The organism is Psychrobacillus vulpis, from assembly GCF_006861825.1.
Lineage (GTDB): Bacteria > Bacillota > Bacilli > Bacillales_A > Planococcaceae > Psychrobacillus > Psychrobacillus vulpis.
In genome coordinates this window covers 1-21,494 of sequence record NZ_VDGI01000022.1, presented here as the reverse complement: position 1 = coordinate 21,494, position 21,494 = coordinate 1, and the positions used below count along the sequence as shown (strand labels likewise).

At 37.6% G+C, this 21,494-nt stretch carries 20 protein-coding genes and 2 tRNA genes; 19 read left to right on the top strand and 3 right to left on the bottom strand.

Annotated elements, in window-relative coordinates; genetic code table 11:
* The first annotated feature begins 65 nt into the window (after positions 1-65).
* Positions 66-497, top strand: a complete 432-nt coding sequence (locus FG384_RS16480; protein WP_142643801.1) for a S1 domain-containing RNA-binding protein — start codon at positions 66-68, stop codon at positions 495-497.
* A gap of 618 nt (positions 498-1,115) precedes the next feature.
* Positions 1,116-1,565 (top strand): DinB family protein, encoded by a 450-nt coding sequence (locus tag FG384_RS16475; protein WP_142643800.1) that lies wholly within the window; start codon positions 1,116-1,118, stop codon positions 1,563-1,565.
* A 26-nt stretch (positions 1,566-1,591) separates the two neighbouring features.
* On the opposite strand, the gene FG384_RS16470 is transcribed toward FG384_RS16475, so the two are convergent.
* The 3 genes from FG384_RS16470 to FG384_RS16460 all read right to left on the bottom strand — a co-directional run bounded on the left by FG384_RS16470 (position 1,592) and on the right by FG384_RS16460 (position 2,609).
* Positions 1,592-2,305 (bottom strand): nucleotidyltransferase domain-containing protein, encoded by a 714-nt coding sequence (locus tag FG384_RS16470; RefSeq protein ID WP_142643799.1) that lies wholly within the window; start codon positions 2,303-2,305, stop codon positions 1,592-1,594.
* Positions 2,306-2,397: 92 nt separating this feature from the next.
* A tRNA-Glu gene (locus tag FG384_RS16465) sits at positions 2,398-2,469 on the bottom strand.
* 66 nt (positions 2,470-2,535) lie between these two features.
* Positions 2,536-2,609: transfer RNA gene (locus FG384_RS16460), tRNA-Met, on the bottom strand.
* A 193-nt stretch (positions 2,610-2,802) separates the two neighbouring features.
* Here FG384_RS16460 and FG384_RS16455 point away from each other — a divergent pair.
* The 17 genes from FG384_RS16455 (at position 2,803) to lysS (ending at position 21,064) form a co-directional block, all read left to right on the top strand.
* Positions 2,803-5,169: a SpoIIE family protein phosphatase gene (locus FG384_RS16455; RefSeq protein ID WP_240793459.1), complete on the top strand. Its 2,367-nt coding sequence runs from the start codon at positions 2,803-2,805 to the stop codon at positions 5,167-5,169.
* Between the two features lie 378 nt (positions 5,170-5,547).
* Positions 5,548-6,936: a tRNA lysidine(34) synthetase TilS gene (gene tilS / locus FG384_RS16450; RefSeq protein ID WP_166462469.1), complete on the top strand. Its 1,389-nt coding sequence runs from the start codon at positions 5,548-5,550 to the stop codon at positions 6,934-6,936.
* A gap of 18 nt (positions 6,937-6,954) precedes the next feature.
* On the top strand, positions 6,955-7,497 hold the full coding sequence (hpt, locus tag FG384_RS16445; RefSeq protein WP_142643796.1) for a hypoxanthine phosphoribosyltransferase: 543 nt from the start codon (positions 6,955-6,957) through the stop codon (positions 7,495-7,497).
* Between the two features lie 97 nt (positions 7,498-7,594).
* Entirely contained in the window at positions 7,595-9,589 is a 1,995-nt protein-coding gene (gene ftsH, locus FG384_RS16440; RefSeq protein WP_142643795.1) for an ATP-dependent zinc metalloprotease FtsH, read from the top strand.
* 207 nt (positions 9,590-9,796) lie between these two features.
* On the top strand, positions 9,797-10,579 hold the full coding sequence (locus tag FG384_RS16435) for a type III pantothenate kinase (RefSeq protein WP_142643794.1): 783 nt from the start codon (positions 9,797-9,799) through the stop codon (positions 10,577-10,579).
* Positions 10,580-11,461 (top strand): Hsp33 family molecular chaperone HslO, encoded by an 882-nt coding sequence (gene hslO, locus FG384_RS16430; RefSeq protein WP_142643793.1) that lies wholly within the window; start codon positions 10,580-10,582, stop codon positions 11,459-11,461.
* Positions 11,445-12,371, top strand: a complete 927-nt coding sequence (locus FG384_RS16425; protein ID WP_142643836.1) for a peptidyl-prolyl cis-trans isomerase — start codon at positions 11,445-11,447, stop codon at positions 12,369-12,371. Before hslO ends, FG384_RS16425 begins: the two co-directional genes overlap by 17 nt.
* A 202-nt stretch (positions 12,372-12,573) precedes the next feature.
* A complete protein-coding gene (gene cysK / locus FG384_RS16420; RefSeq protein ID WP_142643792.1) occupies positions 12,574-13,497 on the top strand; it encodes a cysteine synthase A in 924 nt (307 codons plus the stop codon).
* A gap of 141 nt (positions 13,498-13,638) precedes the next feature.
* Positions 13,639-15,018, top strand: coding sequence for an anthranilate synthase component I family protein (locus tag FG384_RS16415; protein ID WP_142643835.1), 1,380 nt, complete (start codon positions 13,639-13,641; stop codon positions 15,016-15,018).
* Positions 15,015-15,605, top strand: coding sequence for an aminodeoxychorismate/anthranilate synthase component II (gene pabA, locus FG384_RS16410; protein WP_142643791.1), 591 nt, complete (start codon positions 15,015-15,017; stop codon positions 15,603-15,605). Before FG384_RS16415 ends, pabA begins: the two co-directional genes overlap by 4 nt.
* Position 15,606: 1 nt before the next feature.
* Complete coding sequence (pabC, locus tag FG384_RS16405; RefSeq protein WP_142643790.1) at positions 15,607-16,449, top strand: aminodeoxychorismate lyase; 843 nt, start codon at positions 15,607-15,609, stop codon at positions 16,447-16,449.
* Positions 16,446-17,303 carry a dihydropteroate synthase gene (gene folP, locus FG384_RS16400; protein ID WP_142643789.1) on the top strand — a complete coding sequence of 286 codons (858 nt, stop codon included), beginning with the start codon at positions 16,446-16,448 and terminating at the stop codon, positions 17,301-17,303. Before pabC ends, folP begins: the two co-directional genes overlap by 4 nt.
* Positions 17,304-17,308: 5 nt before the next feature.
* Complete coding sequence (folB, locus tag FG384_RS16395) at positions 17,309-17,674, top strand: dihydroneopterin aldolase (RefSeq protein ID WP_142643788.1); 366 nt, start codon at positions 17,309-17,311, stop codon at positions 17,672-17,674.
* On the top strand, positions 17,668-18,189 hold the full coding sequence (folK, locus tag FG384_RS16390) for a 2-amino-4-hydroxy-6-hydroxymethyldihydropteridine diphosphokinase (RefSeq protein ID WP_142643834.1): 522 nt from the start codon (positions 17,668-17,670) through the stop codon (positions 18,187-18,189). The genes folB and folK overlap by 7 nt, the downstream gene beginning before the upstream one ends.
* Entirely contained in the window at positions 18,141-18,359 is a 219-nt protein-coding gene (locus tag FG384_RS16385; protein ID WP_142643787.1) for a helix-turn-helix domain-containing protein, read from the top strand. The genes folK and FG384_RS16385 overlap by 49 nt, the downstream gene beginning before the upstream one ends.
* A gap of 2 nt (positions 18,360-18,361) precedes the next feature.
* Positions 18,362-19,387: a tRNA dihydrouridine synthase DusB gene (gene dusB, locus FG384_RS16380; protein ID WP_142643786.1), complete on the top strand. Its 1,026-nt coding sequence runs from the start codon at positions 18,362-18,364 to the stop codon at positions 19,385-19,387.
* Positions 19,388-19,573: 186 nt separating this feature from the next.
* Positions 19,574-21,064 carry a lysine--tRNA ligase gene (gene lysS, locus FG384_RS16375; protein ID WP_142643785.1) on the top strand — a complete coding sequence of 497 codons (1,491 nt, stop codon included), beginning with the start codon at positions 19,574-19,576 and terminating at the stop codon, positions 21,062-21,064.
* Positions 21,065-21,494: the final 430 nt, after the last annotated feature.

Here is a 21,494-nt window from a genome sequence, read left to right as displayed (position 1 = left end):
GTATGAAAAAATTCGTACTAACTCGTTAAAGAGTCGCTTAAATTTTAAGGAGGAGCATTTTTTTTATGTCAATTGAAGTAGGCAGCAAGGTACAAGGTAAAGTAACAGGAATCACTAACTTCGGAGCGTTCGTCGAGCTGCCAGGAGGCTCAACAGGTCTAGTTCACATTAGTGAAGTTGCGGATAATTATGTGAAAGATATTAATGAGCATTTAAAGGTTGGAGATGTTGTTGAAGTTAAGGTGATGAATGTTGAAGCGGATGGCAAAATTGGATTATCCATTCGTAAAGCGAAACCTCAAGCGGAAAGACCAGAGAGACCAGAGCGTCCTCAACGTCCACGTAACAACAATCGCCCAAATGATCGTGATCGCCCAAGCAAAGAGAATTTTGAGCAAAAAATGGCACGATTCCTAAAAGATAGTGAAGATCGTTTGTCTACGTTAAAGCGCGCAACAGAATCTAAGCGTGGTGGAAGAGGCGCAAAAAGAGGATAACCTGCTGTCTGTTTTATCGGTAGAAAAAATGTTTAATAGATGAAAGTACAAAAAGTCCAACCCGAGTTGGGCTTTTTTGTTTTGGCATTTGAAAGTGGAGAACGCAAATCACCAGCTGAATAGGTGACCACAACATGAGAGGTGCTCATCGTAAATTCAATCGAGAGCTTAATTTGAGAAGCGTTATCCGCAAACTTAAGCCCGTTAAGCACAAGTTCAATGGTCGTAAGCGCAAATTCCGAAGCACTAAGTGCAAATTAAAAGAGAGAACGCAACTTCGGAAGCGTTATCCGCAAGATCACCCCCGTTATGCGCAAATTCAATGGTCATAAGCGCAAGTTCTGAAGCACTAAGCGCAAATTAAAAGAGAGAACGCAACTTCGAAGCTTTAACCGCAAACTCCACCCCGTTAAGTGCAAATTCAATGGTCATAAGCGCAAGTTCAAAGTCCTTATCCGTAAGTTCTGGTGCCCTAAGAGCAAAATCCTGGACATTCTACTCTAATTCAATCCTCGAATTTTAGGGAAGTAAGTCTGAAAAATAAAAATATAAAAAAGAAGGTAGATTGGAAATCCATCTCGAATTAAAGAGTGAAAGAATTAGTAGGGGTGATTTCATTTGAAAAAAGAAGAAATACTAGAGTACCAACAAAATTATGTAAACTGGCTTGACTCCTTGCAAGACCTGCCTGAAGAAAAAGCATTGGCTCCTTACAAAGAAGGAAAATGGTCTCCTAATGAAATAGTCATGCATCTAGGGGAGTGGGATCGATTTACTTTAGAACAGCGTATACCGAATATGAGAGAAGGTGAGAAGTTTGAATCGTTTCCAAATTTTGAAGCCTTTAATGAAAAGGCCGCAGCCCGTGCTCATGAACAAACATTTAAAGAAACCCTCTCTTATGCAAAACAACAACGTCAATCAATCATTGAGCATCTTCAAGCAATCGATGAAATAGAATGGGACAAAGTCTTCTACATTGGAGAGCATGAAGTATCTATTCGCAGTTACTTCACTGATTTTATTGATCATGACAATCATCACAAAAAACAAATCCTTCATAAATAAAAAGGGACATCTGTTGATGTCCTTTTCTATTTCCCTAAAGAAAATCCTTCAAAGAGACGTCCGCCGTATGGTTGTAAAACATTTTCAACGATTTGGATTATATTATTTTTGTCACCAGTTTTATAATAAAGATCAAAGGCTTCGACAAATTGTTCGGTGAACCCCTCGTCGTAGAGTTTTAATGAGCGAATAATCCATTTGGAAGCACCAACCCACTTGCGATTCGTACGTAAAACAAACTCACTCACTAGTTCAGCTAATGTATTGGCAATAAATATTTCTTCGGCTCTCTTGTTACAGCCAATAAAATCATCTAAAGCATCCGTTATAAAATAACGCTTCATATTGATAATATCGTTAGACCACTGCTCTGGACCATTATTTAGAAGCTGTCTTGCCTCCGCTTGAATGTCCTCCATTATTCCTTCATTTTTCAAAATAAGCCCTTCAGCAACCATTCTAGGCAAAGATGGTCTTGCTCTTTTATAATCGCTCTCAAAGAAACTTTTATAAGAAGACAAATTATGCACGAACACTTCTATTGGCCAACCATTGAAAATAAGTGTTTCTCTGAATGAGGAATTAATACTTTCGCTAAATACTACAATATCTAAATCAGAAGTTACTGTCGGTTCTCCTCGGACTACGCTGCCTGCTAAAACAGCACCTTGGCAATTTGGAAATTTAAGAGAGAGAAAAAGTTTTGCTGCTTCCATGGGTTCTGGTCTTTTTAAATCCATTTATTATACCCTCTTTACAATTAATTGATAATTTATATTAACAAAAAAGCAGTCTCAAAAGTTTTAACTCTTGAAACTGCCTCTTTATAAGATGACCCCTACGGGATTCGAACCCGTGTTACCGCCGTGAAAGGGCGGTGTCTTAACCGCTTGACCAAGGGGCCTTATTAATAATATGTATAGTATTTACACTACTAGTTGTGTATGCAGGAAATAAATAATAAAAGATATGGCGGCAGAGGGAGTCGAACCCACGACCTTTCGGGTATGAACCGAATGCTCTAGCCAGCTGAGCTACGCCGCCGTTTTTTACGAACAAATTACATATTACAAGCGTTTGGTCAAAGTGTCAATACTTCTTTTAAATATTTTGTTTCATTTTCATTAATTGAGTCGAAAACTTTTTATTTGAAATTGTCAGAAATAGACATACTTTTTGTGCACTCTGTAGGTATACTTCCATCAATAGCTGAATAGGAGGTATACGTTTGAAAACGATGTATGAGCAAGAACGAAAAAGAGGTTTAACGTTGAGAAGGGTTTTGGAAAGTATACAAGCTCGAAAAGTATCAATTTCATTTGCCATTGTTTTTTTTATTCTCGCTTTTTTCTTAGCACAAGTCGTGCTATTTGAAGCTTCCGTTCCATTTTTCTTGCCAATATGGGCACTTGTAAGTTTACGATTTCAACGCTTTTTACCTTGGACGATAGCAGGTGCTTTGCTCGGTAGTTTTACTTTAGGATTTGGACAAGTTATCATTCACGCGATGCAAGCATTAATTTTTCCATTCCATTCAAAAAAGGTCATAAAGAAAATACCTTTACCATTGTTTGTGCTTATAGATGTCATTTTTATTCAAGTGATATGGCAATTTATTTCTTACGGGGGAGATATTCCTGTTTCAGTTTGGCTAGCTATTGGATACGAAGGTATCTTGAGCTTATTCATGACTATATTTTTGTTTCAGTTGTTCTTACCACTACCAGATTTTCTTCATAAAAGATGGACTGCCGAAAGAATGGGAGCAGCCTTATTAATAGGAGCTTTAGTTTTAACGGGAATGTCCTCTTTTATTTTTGGATACGTGTCCATTCCATTAGTAATCGCGCATTTAGTAATCGCTGTAGCTTCAGCGGTTGGCGGTGTTCAGCTTGCAACCGTAGTGGCAGTGCTTGCCGGTACGATATTAAGCATATCTAAACTAAGCTTTAGTGGGATGATTGCCGTATATGCGATTACTGGATTTTTAGCAGGACTTCATAAGCCATTTGGTAGGCTTTGGCAGGCGTTTAGTATGCTTGGAGCAACGTTTTTCTTCATTTTATACGATCGTACTTTGCCGTTGGATTCTGTTTATATCGGTTCGCTTGTTACTGCGTCGTTATTGTTTTTTGCTATTCCTTCGAAATGGATAAAATATTTAAAGGACCAGCTTTTCCCTGATACTTCTAATGTCCTTATACGAAGGCAAAAATGGATGACGGAAAAAGTAAATAATCAGTTAAGGGAGTTTCAACACTTTGTAGATTTTATTACTCGTTTTATATCCGACCGATTTGACTCAAAAGGAGTGGATGATCAAGAGCAACCAAAGGCATTATCCGTCTGTCAGTCCTGCTTTCAATTCGAAAAGTGTTGGGGAGAAAAGTCGAATGGCATTCCATTGCTAATGGAGCAATGGGAAAATGACTCTAAAAAAACAAGGATACAAATAGAGAAGAAAATTCAATTCAAGTGTGTAAAGCCAATGCAAATTGTTCAAGAATTAAAAGAAAGAGAGGTAAAAAGACACTTAAATAGCCAGTTGCAACACGGAAAGAAAATGTACGCTTTAAAGCTGAGAGATATGGGAAATCATATGAGTGATCTTATGAACAAATTAGATAATAGTGTTACGTTATATACATCACACGAAGAAGAAGTGAAACAAAAATTTCAACAATGCAATATTCCTTTTTTTCAAATTGATGTGCTAAATATCGCAGTTGGCCAGATGGAAGTAGTCTGTTGCTTACCAATAGAATCAAAAGCAAAAATGGTTGGAGAAAGATTGATACTGCCTATTTTATATGATTTATGGAAGGAACCGTTTGAAATAACAGCTATGAAGGAGATACATCAACCATATGAACATATCCAAATGACTTGCAAGTCTTCCGTTCGTTTTGAAATAACACATGATATTTACACCTCTTCTAGTAGAAATACAATCTATTCGGGTGATGCCCATGCAGTTTTTCCGCTCCACCCTGGGTTACTTGCAGTTATTTTATCTGATGGAATGGGTAATAATATTGAGGCGCATCGAGAAAGTAGAAGAGTAATGCATTTTATGCGAGAATGTTTAAATAAAAAGATGGATCCTGAAACGACTATGCATACTCTTCACTATATGATGAGCTTGCAAGATGATACAGATAGTTATGCGACCGTAGATTTAGCGTTGATTGACTTACAAAAAGGAGAGCTTTGGTCGTGGAAAGCAGGAAGCATGTCAACGTATTTAATTAGAGGAAATGATATGCGAAAAATTGAGAGTAAACATGTTCCGTTTGGATTTTTACCTACTTTTACGATCGAAGCTAGAAAAGTCGATATTAAGGATGGAGATGTTCTATTGATGTTATCCGATGGTGTCTTCTCGTCTAAAACATCTATCGAAAAACAAGAAATGTATTACAAGAAAATACTACAGGACCCAACAATGAATGCAGAGAGGTTCGTGAAAATGCTAGAGGAAACTTACTCATTGCCAGGAGATGATCGAACAGTTATTTTCATGCAAGTGAAGCATATTGTACCGGAGTGGTCCATTTTTTCACCTCGTGAAGCAGCAAAATTTCAAGAAAAAATGGTACACTAAAAAGAAAAGCGGAAGCGCCTTGAACAGCCCCGACAAGTAAATGACAGCTTTCGAGGAGGCAGTTCCTCAGCCACCGGAGAAAGCAGACATTTAACCTCGAGGGGCAAGGCGCAGAAACAAATGAGGGCTCTGAAAAAGTCTAAATTAGTATTTTTTATAATAACTATTTGCTGTATTTATTTAAAAGAATTTAGCGCGACGCATGAGACTCGACGCTCGCCCGCGGAAAGCGAATGCCAGAACGATAAATCCTAATAGCGAATATTTTATTGAAAAATTTACTAGAACTTCACTTTTTCAGCGTCATCGAAGAAAATGGGTAGGTGTCTACAAAAGAAAGGGCCATACTTTTACATCAATGAAGAAAGAGGTGAGAAGATGCTTCCGTTCGTTCGAAAGGTAAAAAACTATATCGACAAGCACCATTTGATAGAAAAGGGAGAGCGTCTTCTTGTCGCATGTTCCGGGGGAGCAGATTCGGTTGCGTTAGTATGCGCGTTGCATGAAATACAAGAAGAATATGCATTACAAATAGGTATTGTGCACACTGACCACCAATTAAGAGAAGAAGAATCTGCGCAGGATATGCAATTTGTCGAACAGCTTGCAGAAAGTTTACAGTTACCTTTCTATGGTACAAAAATAGAGGTTCCTCATAGAGTCGCTCAAGAAGGCGGTAATGTTCAAGTTATTTGTAGAGAAGAACGCTATGCTTACTTTGAAAGTATAATGGCACAATATCAATATCAAAAGTTAGTACAGGGTCATCATGCTGATGATCAGACTGAAACAGTATTAATGTCACTAATGAGGGGGTCACTTACCCCCTCTATAACAGGAATTCCGAGGACACGGCCCTTTTCAATAGGGAAAATAATTCGCCCCTTTTTATGTGTAACTAAAGAAGAGATTTTGGAATATGTACATCTGCTGAGTCAATCCTTTCGACATGATCCAAGCAATGACAAACATACATATACACGAAACCGAGTTCGACATAAAGTAGTTCCTTTACTAAAAGAAGAAAATCCCCAAATAAGCGAAAGTATTCGATTATTTGTTGAGAAACAACAACAAGATGATATACTCCTTCAAACGATGGCGAAAGAAAAGTATGAACAGCTTGTGACAGTTGATTCCGAAGGGACGTTTATTCTTGATACAATGCACTTTGCCGAAGTTCCCATCGCTTTACAAAGAAGAGTTGTTCTACTACTATTAAAATATCTGTACATTAATTCCGATATACTACTAAATGAGCGGTTAATTGAGTCTATTCTTTCTGCTTGTAATGAGCATGAAGGTAACGCGTTAATCCATTTACCAAACGCTTTTTTCCTGATTCGTCATTATAATAAAATACAGTTTACGTCTTCCTCTCGGGAATTGGAGATTTCTAATAAAATAGTTATCCAAGAGGATAGTTGGCAACGTATTGGAGCTGGGTTTTCCATTTATTTAACGAAAAATTTGGAGAAACATTTTTCAGATGAAAAATGGTTTGTGCAATTAGAAAACGATTTACTTCCACTTTCTAGTCGACAAAAAGCTGATGGAGATCGCATCCAAGTGAAAGGGATGTCTTCCCCAAAGAAAGTATCCCGATTGTTTATAGATGAAAAGATATCTGCAGAAGAACGACATGTTTGGCCACTACTTGTAAACCGGAACAATGATATAATTGCAGTAATTGGACTTCGTTATGAAGAGCGATTTTCAAAAGAGTATAATGGACAAAACTATGTCATGTATGTAAAACGAAAATAATTATTTGGGGGGACTAAAATGTTAGAAAAAGACATTCTAGAAATTCTATTGACGGAAGAACAAATTCAAGAAAAAACGAAAGAACTTGGTGCACAATTATCAGCAGATTACGCTGAGAAATTCCCACTAGCTATTGGCATTTTAAAAGGTGCAATGCCTTTTATGTCCGATTTGATGAAACGTGTGGACACTTACATTGAAATGGATTACATGGATGTATCTAGTTATGGAAATGCTACTGTCTCTTCGGGAGAAGTAAAAATTATTAAAGATTTAAATACAAGTGTTGAAGGACGCGACATTTTAATCATTGAAGATATTATCGATAGCGGTATGACTTTAAGTTATTTGGTAGATCTATTCAAATATCGTAAAGCAAAATCGATTAAAATCGTTACTTTACTTGATAAACCATCTGGTCGAAAAGTAGATTTAAAAGCCGATTATGTTTGCTTTGATGTGCCAGATGCATTTGTTGTTGGTTACGGATTAGATTATGCAGAGAAGTATCGTAATTTACCATACGTTGGTGTATTAAAGAAAGAAGTATATTCTTTTTAATTTAATGCTGAACTAAAAGGCTTTTCATTGTACGCCTAAAAATTCGTATGATAAGATTACATATAGTTTTTCTGTTTACCTTGTGAGGAGGCTGGGAATGAATCGAGCATTGCGCTACGCTATATTATACTTATTAATATTTTTTGTAATTGTTGGGATCTTTGCGACGTTTAACACGAGCAATCAACCAACTAAAAATATTCGTTATGACGAATTTATGACTTCTCTTAAAAAAGGAGAAGTAACAAGCATTACTTTGCAGCCTGAAGCAGGGGTTTATGTTGTGGAAGGTGAAATGAAAGGCTATGAAAAAGGGGAAAAATTCTTAACGAAACTCCCTCATGATAGTGATCAATTACAAAAAGAAATTGATACTGCAGCAAAAAATAACTCAGTAAAAATTGACTATAAAGAAACTCCAAAAACGAGTGGATGGGTACAATTTTTCACAGGATTATTACCGTTTTTAATTATCATTATTTTATTCTTCTTCCTATTAAGCCAATCACAAGGTGGTGGTAACCGTGTGATGAACTTTGGTAAGAGTAAAGCAAAATTGTATGATAATGAAAAGAAAAAAGTAAGGTTTACAGATGTTGCTGGGGCAGATGAAGAAAAAGCTGAACTAGTAGAAGTAGTAGATTTCTTAAAAGATCCGCGAAAATTCGTGGAAATTGGAGCTCGTATTCCGAAAGGTATTTTGTTAGTTGGTCCTCCGGGTACTGGTAAAACGTTACTTGCTCGTGCGGTTGCAGGAGAAGCTGGCGTTCCTTTCTTTTCTATTAGTGGATCTGATTTCGTAGAAATGTTTGTCGGAGTCGGAGCTTCTCGTGTTCGTGACTTATTTGAAAATGCAAAGAAAAATGCACCATGTATTATTTTTATCGATGAAATTGATGCGGTAGGTCGTCAACGTGGAGCTGGTCTTGGTGGAGGTCACGATGAGCGTGAACAAACATTAAACCAACTACTTGTTGAAATGGATGGTTTCGGTGCGAACGAAGGTATTATTATTGTTGCTGCAACGAATAGACCGGATATTCTAGACCCAGCACTTCTTCGTCCAGGTCGTTTTGACCGTCAAATTACAGTTGGACGTCCAGATGTTAAAGGGCGCGAGGCAGTACTTCATGTACATGCTCGTAATAAGCCATTAGATGAATCAGTTGACTTAAAAGCAATTGCTCAACGTACTCCTGGATTCTCTGGTGCAGATCTTGAAAACTTATTGAATGAAGCAGCACTTGTAGCGGCTAGACGCAATAAGAAGAAAATTGATATGGCCGACATTGATGAAGCGACGGATCGTGTAATTGCAGGTCCTGCAAAATCAACGAAAGTCATTTCAGACAAAGAACGTAAAATAGTAGCGTTCCATGAAGCAGGGCATGTGGTTATTGGATTGACATTAGACGACGCAGAAATCGTTCATAAAGTGACAATCGTTCCTCGTGGTCAAGCAGGTGGATACGCAGTAATGCTTCCAAAAGAAGATCGTTATTTCATGACTAAACCAGAATTACTGGATAAAATCTCAGGATTACTTGGTGGTCGTGTTGCAGAGGATATTGTGTTTGGGGAAGTGTCAACAGGAGCTCATAATGATTTCCAACGTGCGACTGGTATAGCTAGAAGCATGGTAACGGAATATGGTATGAGTGACAAACTTGGACCAATGCAATTCGGTCAAGCACAAGGAGGAAATGTCTTCTTGGGCCGCGACTTTAACTCGGAGCAAAACTACTCAGATGCAATTGCATATGAAATTGACCAAGAAATGCAAACAATGATAAAAGAGCAATACGAACGTACAAAACAAATTTTAACGGAAAAACGCGATTTATTAGATTTAATTGCGACTACGTTATTAGAAGTAGAAACGTTAGATGCTGCTCAAATCAAACACCTAGAAGAGCACGGAACACTTCCAGAACGCTCATATGAACAGGCGAACGCGGAAGTGGAACCAAAACAAGAAGAAGTTTCGGAAGCAGTAGGAGCTCCTGCAGATCCAACTACTGGTGACTTACCAAGAGAACAAGATACTGTAGAAGAGCCAAAAAATCCGATTCAAGAAGAGCGTAGAGATTAATAGAATTTGAATAATTGATTGTAGACAAAGTGAACATTTAAAGTTTGCGCAGACATGAGTATGCCGCAAATTTGAACTTAGGCTTTGTCTACGTTCTACATATTAGCTGGTTGTTTCTCGTGCTTTTACGAGGCAATCAGCTTTTTTCTTTTATTAGTTGTATGGTATGATGTGGTGGAAAACTTACAAAAAGTGAGGAAAAGCTAGATGATACTAGTACTAGATACGGGGAATACAAACATTGTTTTAGGTGTTTACGATAACGATAAACTAATTCACCACTGGCGGATGGAGACAGATCGACTAAAAACAGAAGATGAATATGGTATGCAAGTAAAGGCTCTTTTTTCCCATGCAAATATTTCTTTTGATCAAATTGAAGGAATTATTATTTCGTCAGTTGTTCCGCCAATTATGTTCTCATTAGAAGCAATGTGCAAAAAATATTTTGGTATAAAACCACTTGTAGTTGGTCCGGGAGTTAAAACAGGATTAAATATTAAATATGAAAACCCAAGAGAAGTTGGTGCTGACCGAATCGTGAATGCAGTTGCGGCAATTCATGAATATGGCAGTCCTCTCATTATTGTCGATTTTGGAACTGCGACTACCTATTGCTTTGTCAATGAAAAAGGGGATTACATGGGTGGTGCCATAGCTCCTGGTATCGGTATTTCAACAGAAGCGCTTTTTACAAGAGCAAGTAAGCTTCCACGAATTGAATTAACTCGTCCTGAGCATGTTGTTGGTAAAAACACAGTTGCTGCGATGCAAGCAGGTATTGTTTATGGTTATGTTGGACAAGTGGAAGGTATTGTGAATAGAATGAAAAAAGCATCTAGGCAAACTCCAAAAGTAATAGCAACTGGTGGTATGGCACCATTGATAGCAGGGGAGACTACTGTCATGGATATAATTGATCCTTTTTTAACTTTAAAAGGGTTGTATTTAATTTATCAACGAAATTTAGATGAAAGAGGTATGAAATAAATGAATGATTATTTAGTGAGAGCTTTAGCTTTTGAAGGAAGTGTTCGTGCATTTGCTGTTCGAACAACTAATACTGTTGGAGAAGCACAACGTCGTCACGGGACATGGCCAACTGCTTCTGCGGCACTTGGAAGATCTATGACTGCTGCGGTTATGATGGGTGCCATGTTAAAAGGGGAGGACAAGCTTACAGTTAAAGTAGAAGGACAAGGCCCAATTGGTCCGATGATTATAGATAGTAATGCAAAAGGAGAGGTTCGTGGATATGTTACGAATCCACAGACACACTTTGATTTAAATGAGGTCGGAAAACTAGATGTTCGACGTGCTGTAGGTACAGAAGGGGCATTAACTATTGTGAAAGATCTTGGTTTGAGAGATTTCTTTACAGGTCAAGTACCAATTGTTTCAGGTGAGATTGCAGAAGATTTTACTTATTATTTTGCTGTATCTGAACAAGTACCATCTTCTGTTGGACTAGGAGTCTTAGTAAATCCAGATAATACAATTTTAGCAGCAGGTGGATTCATTATCCAACTAATGCCTGGTACGGATGATGAAACGATCACAGTTATTGAAGAACATTTAAACAAAATGGAGCCAGTTTCTACTATGATTGAAAAAGGACTAACTCCTGAAGAATTACTTTATGAAATTTTAGGAAAAGACAATGTTCAAATTTTGGACTCTACTCCTGTTTCGTTTGAATGTAATTGCTCAAAAGAACGATTTGGAAGTGCGATTATTAGTTTAGGTGAAAGCGAAATCCGAGAAATGATTGAGCAAGATGGAGGTGCAGAAGCACATTGCCATTTCTGTATGGAGATGTATCAGTACTCAGTAGATGAATTGGAGTCGTTTATTGATGAAATCAACGCGTGATAACTTTAATCCTCAACAAAAACGACATTTAAAAACTAAACCAGTACTGCTCATCATCGGTGCTCTTTTACTTGGCAATTTACTATGGTTTATTGCTTGGTTAATACCAAACGAGAAAGTAAGTGCAACGGAAGAAGTCGCCTCTGTTGATGGGAAAGCTATTACAAAGGAACAGTGGATAGCTTCCATGGAATCGATGTATGGTAAAGAAGTATTACTCGATTTAGTAAACGCAGAAGTAATGGAAGCTGCTGCTAAAAAAAATAATATAAAAGTAACGAACCAAGAAATAGATTTGGAGCTTGCACTTATTCGTTCTACACAGGAAGGAACAGATACATCATTTCAAAAGTTTGATGATGAGACAATGCGAATGAAAATTCGATCACGCTTAATTTTAGAAAAGGTTTTATCAAAGGATATTGTTGTAAAAGAGGATGCCATCAAAGCATTTTATGAGAATAATAAAAACCTATATAATATTCCTACCTCCTACCGTACAAGAGCAATATATGTGTCTTCGGAGGATGAAGGAAAGGAAGTTGTGAAAGAACTTGAAAGCGGTTCGTCTTTTGAGGGGCTTGCAAGAGAACGATCCAAAGACCCGAGCTCTGCAAGTTTAGGAGGGGACATTGGATATGTTTCTAAAGATACAGAATCTGTAGACTCGGCTATTGCCTCCCGATTACCGAAAATAGATGTTGGTAAGTGGAGTAATGTTATTGGCTTAGAGGACGGCAGGTTTGCGGTTGTACAAGTAGTGAGTATTTTTGAAGGCGAGTCATTCTCTTTTTCAGATGTGAAGGACCATATTCATCGGGAACTTGCACTAGATCAGCTTCCACAATCAGTTACTGAAGAAGCATTTTGGCAGGAGTTTAAAGCCAATTGGTCGTATAGTGAAAAATGATTTATATATTCTATTAAAAAAGCGTATCCTAGAGGGTACGCTTTTCTTACAGTTAAGAAAATATAAACTTTCCTCGCAGCAGAAAAAATCATTTGCGATTTTCTTAATTGTTCGAATGTAATTTTATTGACATGTATTCTTTTTCGTTGGTATGATTAAGGAAATAAAACCTATTAAATTAGTAGGGATTGGGAGTGGGACAATGGCGAAGTTAGCGCAATCGGTAGTAGAGTTAATAGGTAAAACACCTGTGGTGAAATTAAACAGAATATCGAATCCTGAAGACGCTGAAGTATATGTGAAATTAGAATACTTCAACCCCGGCAGCAGTGTAAAAGATCGTATTGCTCTTGCGATGATCGAAGCGGCAGAAAAAGAAGGTAAGTTAAAAGAAGGTAGCACGATTATTGAACCAACAAGTGGAAACACAGGTATTGGGCTTGCAATGATTGCTGCAGCAAAAGGTTTCAATGCAGTATTAGTCATGCCAGATACAATGAGTTTAGAGCGTAGAAACTTACTTCGTGCGTATGGTGCTGATTTAGTATTAACACCCGGTGCAGATGGTATGAAAGGTGCTATTGCGAAAGCGGAAGAACTTTCAAACGAAAACGGATGGTTTATGCCACAACAATTCAACAATGAAGCAAACCCAGAGATTCATCGTCTGACAACAGGACCAGAACTTGCAGAAGCATTTGATGAATTACACGGTTTTGTGGCGGGAATTGGAACTGGTGGGACAATTACTGGTGCAGGTAGTGTACTAAAAGAAAAATTTCCGGATATCAAGATTGTAGCTGTTGAACCAAAAGATTCGAACGTGCTATCTGGTGGTAAACCAGGACCACATAAAATTCAAGGTATTGGTGCTGGATTTGTTCCGAAAGTATTGGATACAGAATTGTATCATTCTATTATTCAAGTATCGAATGAAGATGCATATGCTACATCTCGAGAAGTTGCAAAATTAGAAGGTATTCTTGGTGGTGTTTCCGCAGGTGCTGCAATTTATGCAGCAATTCAGCTTGCAAAAGAACTTGGAAAAGGGAAAAAAGTAGTGGCGATTGTTCCTGATAATGGAGAACGTTATTTAAGTACTCCACTTTACCAATTTGAAGATTAATGAAAAACTAGAGAGAAAGCTAATTTGCTTTCTCTTTTTTTGTGGCGAAAAGTAGGTGTTTCAAGTTAAGATGAAGGCAAATCGTTTTTAGGGGGATTTGAAAAAGTGGATTCACTAAAATTACAGACTCACACATTTAACATGTCAAAGGAAGCTTTTTTTTACGCATATAAAGAAATAACAACAGAAGAGACGCATCATTTATTTTTAGAGAGCGGAAGAGGCGGTCAATTATGCGTTGCGGCTTGGAATCCTTTTGCTATAACAAAATCAGTAGATGCTGGTTTGCATATAAAATGGAGAAATGGGAAAGATGAAGTACGCTCAGGAGATGCGCTTTATGAATTAGAAAAGCTCGTTGATTCGTACAAGCTTCCTTATCAGGAAAACCTACCAGATTTCCAAGGTGGAGCGGTTGGTTTTATTAGCTATGATTATGCTCGGAAAATAGAGGTATTACCGACTTTGGCAGCAGATGATTTACAGGTTCCAGATATTTATTTTTATGTCTTTGATTTCTGGACTGTCTTAGATGTTAAGACCGAAACTGTAACATTCATGAAGCTTTCTACTAGTAATGTAGATTTGACTGATCTAGAAGAATCATTCAAGACAGCTGCAGCTAATGGAATCGCAAAAAGAAAATTTCAACCTGGAACCGCTACAGAGGTAGTTGAAGATCAGGCAGAACTATATGTATCCGTGAATTCAACACAGTTCGAATCTGCAGTTCGTCAAGTGCAGGAGTATATTGCACAAGGTGATGTATTTCAAGTGAATCTGTCTGTTCGTCAATCGAAAAAACTTGAAGCGGAGCCTATTACTATGTACGAAGCACTTCGAGCTTTTAATCCTTCTCCGTATATGGCTTACATCCATTCACCAGAATTTGCTGTTGTGTCAGGATCACCTGAGCTATTAATAAAGAAAAAAGGAACAGAATTATCTACACGTCCAATTGCAGGAACGAGACCGCGTGGGAAAAGTGACCAAGAAGATATCTCATTAGCTAATGAGCTCATTGATAATGAAAAAGAACGTGCAGAACACGTAATGCTTGTAGACTTAGAAAGAAATGATTTAGGTCGAGTATCTACCTATGGAACAGTTGAAGTAGACGAATTTATGGTAATTGAGCGATATTCCCATGTCATGCATATTGTGTCGAATGTGAAAGGTATACTCCGTCCTGGAACTTCAAATACAAAAATTGTACAGGCAATGTTCCCAGGTGGAACAATCACGGGTGCTCCGAAAATTCGAACAATGGAAATAATTGAGGAGTTAGAGCCAGTTCGTAGAGGATTGTATACGGGATCGATTGGTTGGTTAGGGTTTTCAGGTGATTTGGAGATGAATATTGTTATTCGAACGGCATTTATTCAAGATGGAATGGCACATATACAAGCTGGAGCTGGTATTGTGATAGATTCCGTTCCAAGCTCAGAATATACAGAGTCCTTAAATAAAGCAAAAGCGCTGTGGCAAGCAAAAGCTATGGCAGAAGGAGTAAGTCTATGATTTTAATGATTGATAACTACGATTCTTTTACATACAATCTCGTTCAATATATAGGAGAGCTTGGTGTAGAAGTGAAGGTTGTTCGTAATGATGAACTAACGATTTCTGAAATCGAGCAACTAGCTCCTAATATTATTGTCGTATCACCTGGTCCTTGTACACCAAACGAAGCGGGAATCAGTCTAGAGACAATCACGTATTTTGCAGGTAAAATTCCGGTTTTTGGAGTTTGTTTAGGGCACCAATCCATTGGGCAAGCATTTGGAGGTAAGGTTATTCGAGCGGAAAGGCTAATGCATGGGAAAACATCACCCGTTTTTCATGATGGAAAAGGTGTAAATACGAATATGCCAAATCCTTTTCAAGCGACCAGATATCACTCTTTATTAGTAGAGAAAGAGTCGTTACCTAACTGTCTTGAAGTGACTTCTTGGACAGAAGAAGGGGAAATTATGGGTCTTCGTCATAAAGAATTTGCTGTAGAGGGTGTACAATTCCATCCAGAATCGATAATGACAGAAGAAGGGAAAAAACTTATTCGAAATTTTATCGAAGCATACAGCCCTTCAAAGATGGAGAGTAACTAGGATGGATGCTTGGAAAGATGGAGAATTATACCGTGCGGACGAGTTAACCATTTCTCCTTACGATCATGGATTTTTGTATGGGCTTGGTTTTTTTGAAACATTTCGTACGTACAATGGGCAAGTATTTTTATGGGAAGAACATTGGAGTCGACTTTCCAAGGCGTTAGAAGATTTTCGTATAACAATGCCATACGATAAAGAAACAATTATAGCTGCAGTAACTGCGTTAACAAAAGTGAATAATAATGAAGACGGGTATTTTCGTTTAAATATTTCGGCAGGTGTACACGATATTGGACTCCAACCTACAAGTTATGAAAAGCCTACTGTGATTCTATTCCGTAAAACTTTGCCTTCCAATCTAAGAGGAACTGAAAAATCAGCCGTGTGGTTGGAAACTGTAAGAAATTCTCCGGAAAGTGGTATACGTCATAAATCACATCATTATGCAAATAATATACAAGCTCGATTCGAAGTTACATCATTGGCGTCTCTTGAAGGTATCTTTTTAACTGTCGACGGGTTTATTGCTGAAGGAATTACATCGAATATATTTTGGGTAAAAAACGGAAAATTATATACTCCTTCACTTCAGACAGGGATATTAGCGGGAGTCACGCGCGATTGGATTATTAATAATTCCTCAATTGAAGTGGTAGAAGGCTTATTTTTACAAGATGCATTAGAAGATGCAGATGAAGTATTTATAACTAATGCAGTTCAAGAGATAGTTCCTATTAAAAATATAGATGAAAAACAATTTTTAGGTAATCAAGGTCCCGTGTATGTTGCGCTACATGAATCGTATGTTAAGTGTATAAGGGAAGAAAGGATGGAACGATGAATTTACAATATCATCCTCAAGTTTTCGAAGCAGGAGGAGTTACATTAGATTTTCAAAAAGAAACGATTGTAATGGGAATACTAAATGTTACGCCGGATTCTTTTTCGGATGGTGGGAAGTTTAATAACATCGAATCAGCGGTTGCGCGTGCAAAGCAAATGGTTGAAGATGGTGCGAAAATTATTGATATAGGTGGAGAGTCTACAAGACCAGGTCACACAGTTATTTCTGATGAAGAGGAAATAACACGAGTCGTTCCAGTTATTAAAGCAATTCGTGCAGAGGTGAACGCAGTTATTTCCATTGATACATATAAATCAGAAGTTGCTAGAGCGGCAGTACTTGCAGGTGCTCATGTTATTAATGACATTTGGGGTGCAAAAAGAGATCCGAAAATAGCAGAAGTAGCTGTAGAATTTGGAGTACCAATAATTTTAATGCATAACAGAGATAACGAAGAGTATAACGATTTATGGCTGGAAGCTAAACAAGATTTAGAAGAGAGTATTCAAATTGCGAAAGCCGCGGGAGTTCGAGATGCTCAAATTTGGTTAGATCCAGGTATTGGTTTTGGGAAAACAACAGAGCAAAATATTTGGATGATGCAACATTTAGATGACTTAGTGGATATGGGCTATCCGGTATTACTTGCTACTTCTCGTAAACGTCTAATCGGGAATGTATTGAATCTTCCTGTGAGCGAGAGAATGGAAGGAACAGGTGCAACGGTATGCTACGGTGTGCAGCTTGGTTGCCATATGGTACGTGTGCATGATGTAAAAGAGATTACTCGTATGACGAAAATGATGGATGTGCTAAAAGGTAAAGTAATATACAGAGAAAGTGAGGCTTAACTTTTATGGATTACATACATTTAAATGATTTAGAGTTTTATGGGTATCATGGGGCTTTACCGGAAGAAACAAAGCTTGGTCAAATTTTTCGTGTAACAATTACATTAGCTTGCGATTTAAAAAACGCGGGTGAAACGGATAATTTAGATGCAACGGTTAACTATGCAGAGGTATTTGAGCTTTGTAAGGAAATAGTAGAAGGAAAGCCGTTTTTATTAATTGAAGCAGTGGCAGAAAAAATTGCCGCAAGGATTTTGAAGGATTATGAAACAAAAGTAACTGGTTGTCGTGTTCAGTTGATAAAACCAAATCCACCAATTGCAGGTCATTATGCTTCTGTTGCAGTAGATATTACGAGAGGTACATTATGAATATTGCGTATATATCAATAGGTTCCAATATTGGAAATCGATTTGATTATCTCGTGCAGTCTGTAAATTTATTAAATGATACTTTGGGTATTGATGTAAATCGAGCATCATCTGTTTATGAAACAGATCCTGTTGGTTATGTAGACCAGGCTGCATTCTTAAATATTGTAGTAGAGTTGAAGACGCAACTCACACCTCATGAATTATTAATGAGATGCAACGAAATTGAAGAAGAACTCGGTCGTACTCGCGAGATTCGTTGGGGTCCCCGGACTGTAGACCTTGACATTTTGTTGTATAATGAAGAGAATATGAAAACAGAGAATCTTATCATCCCACATCCAAGGATGATGGAGAGAGGCTTTGTGCTAATACCCCTTGTGGAACTAAATCCAAATTTAGTTGAGCCTGGGACAAATCATTCTTTATTGAAGTTTGCGCGTGCTCAGAAAGAAGGCGTCCGTATATGGAAAACATTCGATGGGGTCGACGCATTCGTGCATTTCGAAGATTAAAAATGATAAAGCAAGTGGAACTTGCAAAAGAAATGGAAATGTCTGTGTCAATGCTTGGTCAAATAGAACAAGGAAAAAGAGTTCCGAGTGAGAGGCAATTAGAAAAAATTGCGTCTTTACTTGATATAAAGCTAGAAGAATTAAAAGGAGAAGCAAAGGCAGGTGAATGATTATGACAAATGCATCAACAAAGCCATTTAAAATTGGCGATATCGAGATGGATAATAGAGTTGTCCTAGCACCAATGGCTGGTATTTGTAACTCTGCATTTCGACTAACTGTAAAAGAATTTGGAGCAGGGCTTGTTTACGCTGAAATGATAAGTGATAAAGGAATCGTCTATAAAAACGAAAAAACTTTAAGCATGCTTTACATTGATGAGCGTGAAAATCCACTTTCTCTTCAAATTTTCGGCGGTGAAAAAGAAACGCTTGTTGCAGCTGCTAAGTATGTAGATCAGCATACATCAGCAGATATTATTGATATTAACATGGGATGTCCTGTTAATAAAATCATCAAGTGCGAGGCTGGAGCAAGGTGGTTGCTAGATCCAAGCAAGATTTATGAAATGGTTGCAGCTGTAGTTGATAATGTGAAAAAGCCGGTAAGTGTGAAAATGCGTACAGGTTGGGACGATGACCATATCTATGTAGTAGATAATGCTCGTGCGGTAGAACGTGCAGGTGGAGCAGCCGTGGCAGTTCATGGACGTACTCGATTACAAATGTATGAGGGTCACGCAAATTGGGATTTAATACGTCAAGTAAAAGAAGCGGTTAATATTCCTGTAATCGGAAATGGCGACGTTCAAACTCCACAAGATGCAAAACGTATGTTGGATGAAACAGGTGTAGATGGAGTAATGATTGGTCGTGCAGCACTTGGTGATCCTTGGATGATTTATCGTACAGTCGAATATTTAGAAAATGGTGAACTTAAACCAGAACCAACCGTACAAGAAAAAATTGATGTGTGTTTATTACACTTTGATCGACTAACTGCATTAAAGGGCGAAGGAATTGCAGTAAGAGAAATGCGTAAACATGCTGCGTGGTACTTAAAAGGTATTCGCGGAAATGGAATAGCGAGAAATGTGATTAACCAAACAGAATCTGCGCAAGAGCTTGTAGACTATTTACGTTACTTTGCAGAAGAAGCGTCGAAAGAATATAAAGATTCTGATTTAATTCTTGTTTAATACATGAACGAGAGCTGTCACTTCATGTGATGGCTTTTTCCATTTCAATAGATAATCTGAATAATGAAAAAGAATTTGATGTAAGAAAAAGATGAATGGTGTACGGAAATTGTGTACAATAAGTTCAATGTAGAAAATGATACTTGCGGAATTGAGTAAGTAATTGATAGTGGAGGAGTGACGAATATGTCTAATGTAGAAGAATTAAATGATCAGCTTTTGGTGAGAAGACAAAAGATGACAGCTATACAGGAAAAAGGATTAGACCCTTTTGGGAGTAAATTTGAACGTACTCATTTAAGTGATCAAGTTGTTGCTGAATTTGATGCGTACACAAAAGAACAGCTAGAAGAAACATTGCATGAAGTAGTTATTGCAGGACGTATCATGACAAAGCGTGGAAAAGGAAAAGCTGGATTTGCTCATATTCAGGACCTTGCTGGTCAAATTCAAATTTATGTACGTAAAGATGCAATTGGTGAAGAGGCATATGAGTTGTTTAACTCAGCAGATTTAGGAGATATCGTTGGAGTACGCGGTAACGTATTCCGTACACAAGTAGGAGAACTATCTGTTAAAGCAGTTGAATTTACATTTTTAACAAAATCACTACGTCCAATGCCAGAAAAATTCCATGGTTTGAAAGATGTAGAGCAACGTTATCGTCAACGTTATCTAGATTTAATGACTAGTGAAGATAGCAAAAATGCATTTATCACTAGAAGTCGTATCATCCAAGCTATTAGACGTTATTTAGATGGTCAAGGTTATTTGGAAGTAGAAACACCAATGCTACACTCTGTTGCAGGAGGAGCAGCAGCACGTCCATTTATCACACACCATAATGCGCTTGATATGGAACTGTATATGCGTATTGCGATTGAACTGCATTTAAAACGATTAATCGTTGGTGGTTTGGAAAAGGTATATGAAATAGGTCGAGTTTTCCGAAACGAAGGTGTTTCCACACGTCATAATCCAGAATTTACGATGATTGAGTTATATGAGGCATATGCAGATTATCAAGATATCATGAACTTAACGGAAAACTTAATTGCTCACGTAGCTCAAGAAGTTTTAGGTTCTTCTATTGTAAAGTATGGTGAGGACGAGATAAATCTAGCACCAGGCTGGAGACGTTGGCATATGGCTGATGCTGTAAAAGAAACTACGGGAGTAGACTTCTGGAAAGAAATGACGAAGGAAGAAGCTCATGCAGTTGCTAAAGAACATGGTGTTGATGTGAAACCTACAATGGAAGTAGGACATGTTTTAAATGAATTCTTCGAACAAAAGGTGGAAGAAACATTAGTTCAACCAACATTTATCTATGGACATCCAGTAGAAGTATCACCACTTGCGAAGAAAAATCCTGAAGATGGTCGTTTTACAGATCGTTTTGAGTTATTCATTGTTAGACGTGAGCATGCAAACGCGTTTACAGAGCTAAATGATCCGATTGATCAACGTCAACGCTTCGAAGCACAATTAGCAGAAAAAGAAGCGGGTAATGATGAAGCGCATGAAATGGATGAAGATTTCTTAGAAGCACTAGAATACGGCATGCCTCCAACTGGTGGTCTTGGAATCGGGATTGACCGATTAGTAATGTTATTAACAAATTCAGCGTCTATTCGTGATGTATTATTATTCCCAACAATGCGTCATAAAGATTAATTTAGTTGAAAGAATTATGAATGTTAAGGAATTTAAAGTTACTTGAGATAAACTGAAGGAGAGAGTTACTACTATTTGTAGTAGCTCTTTCTTTATAAAACATCCATATCTTGTGTATGTAGATAAGTTGATTAATCTTTTAAAGTTTTTTTAGAAATGCACTTGCCATTCTATTGATAGGGTGGTATAGTTATCAAGTTGTCATTTTCACTGCTGATTTTCTTCGAAAATTAATTTTAAAAAGTTGTTGACATTGATAAACGGATTTGTTAAGATATTAAATGTCGCCAAAACAAGACGACAACATGAACATTGAAAACTGAACATGCAAAACGTTAAGACATATAGCTTGAACGACTAACTTTGTTAGTCCGAGAGCAAACAATTTTGACATCATTTAATGATGATGCCAGCAAAACAAAATGAGCTT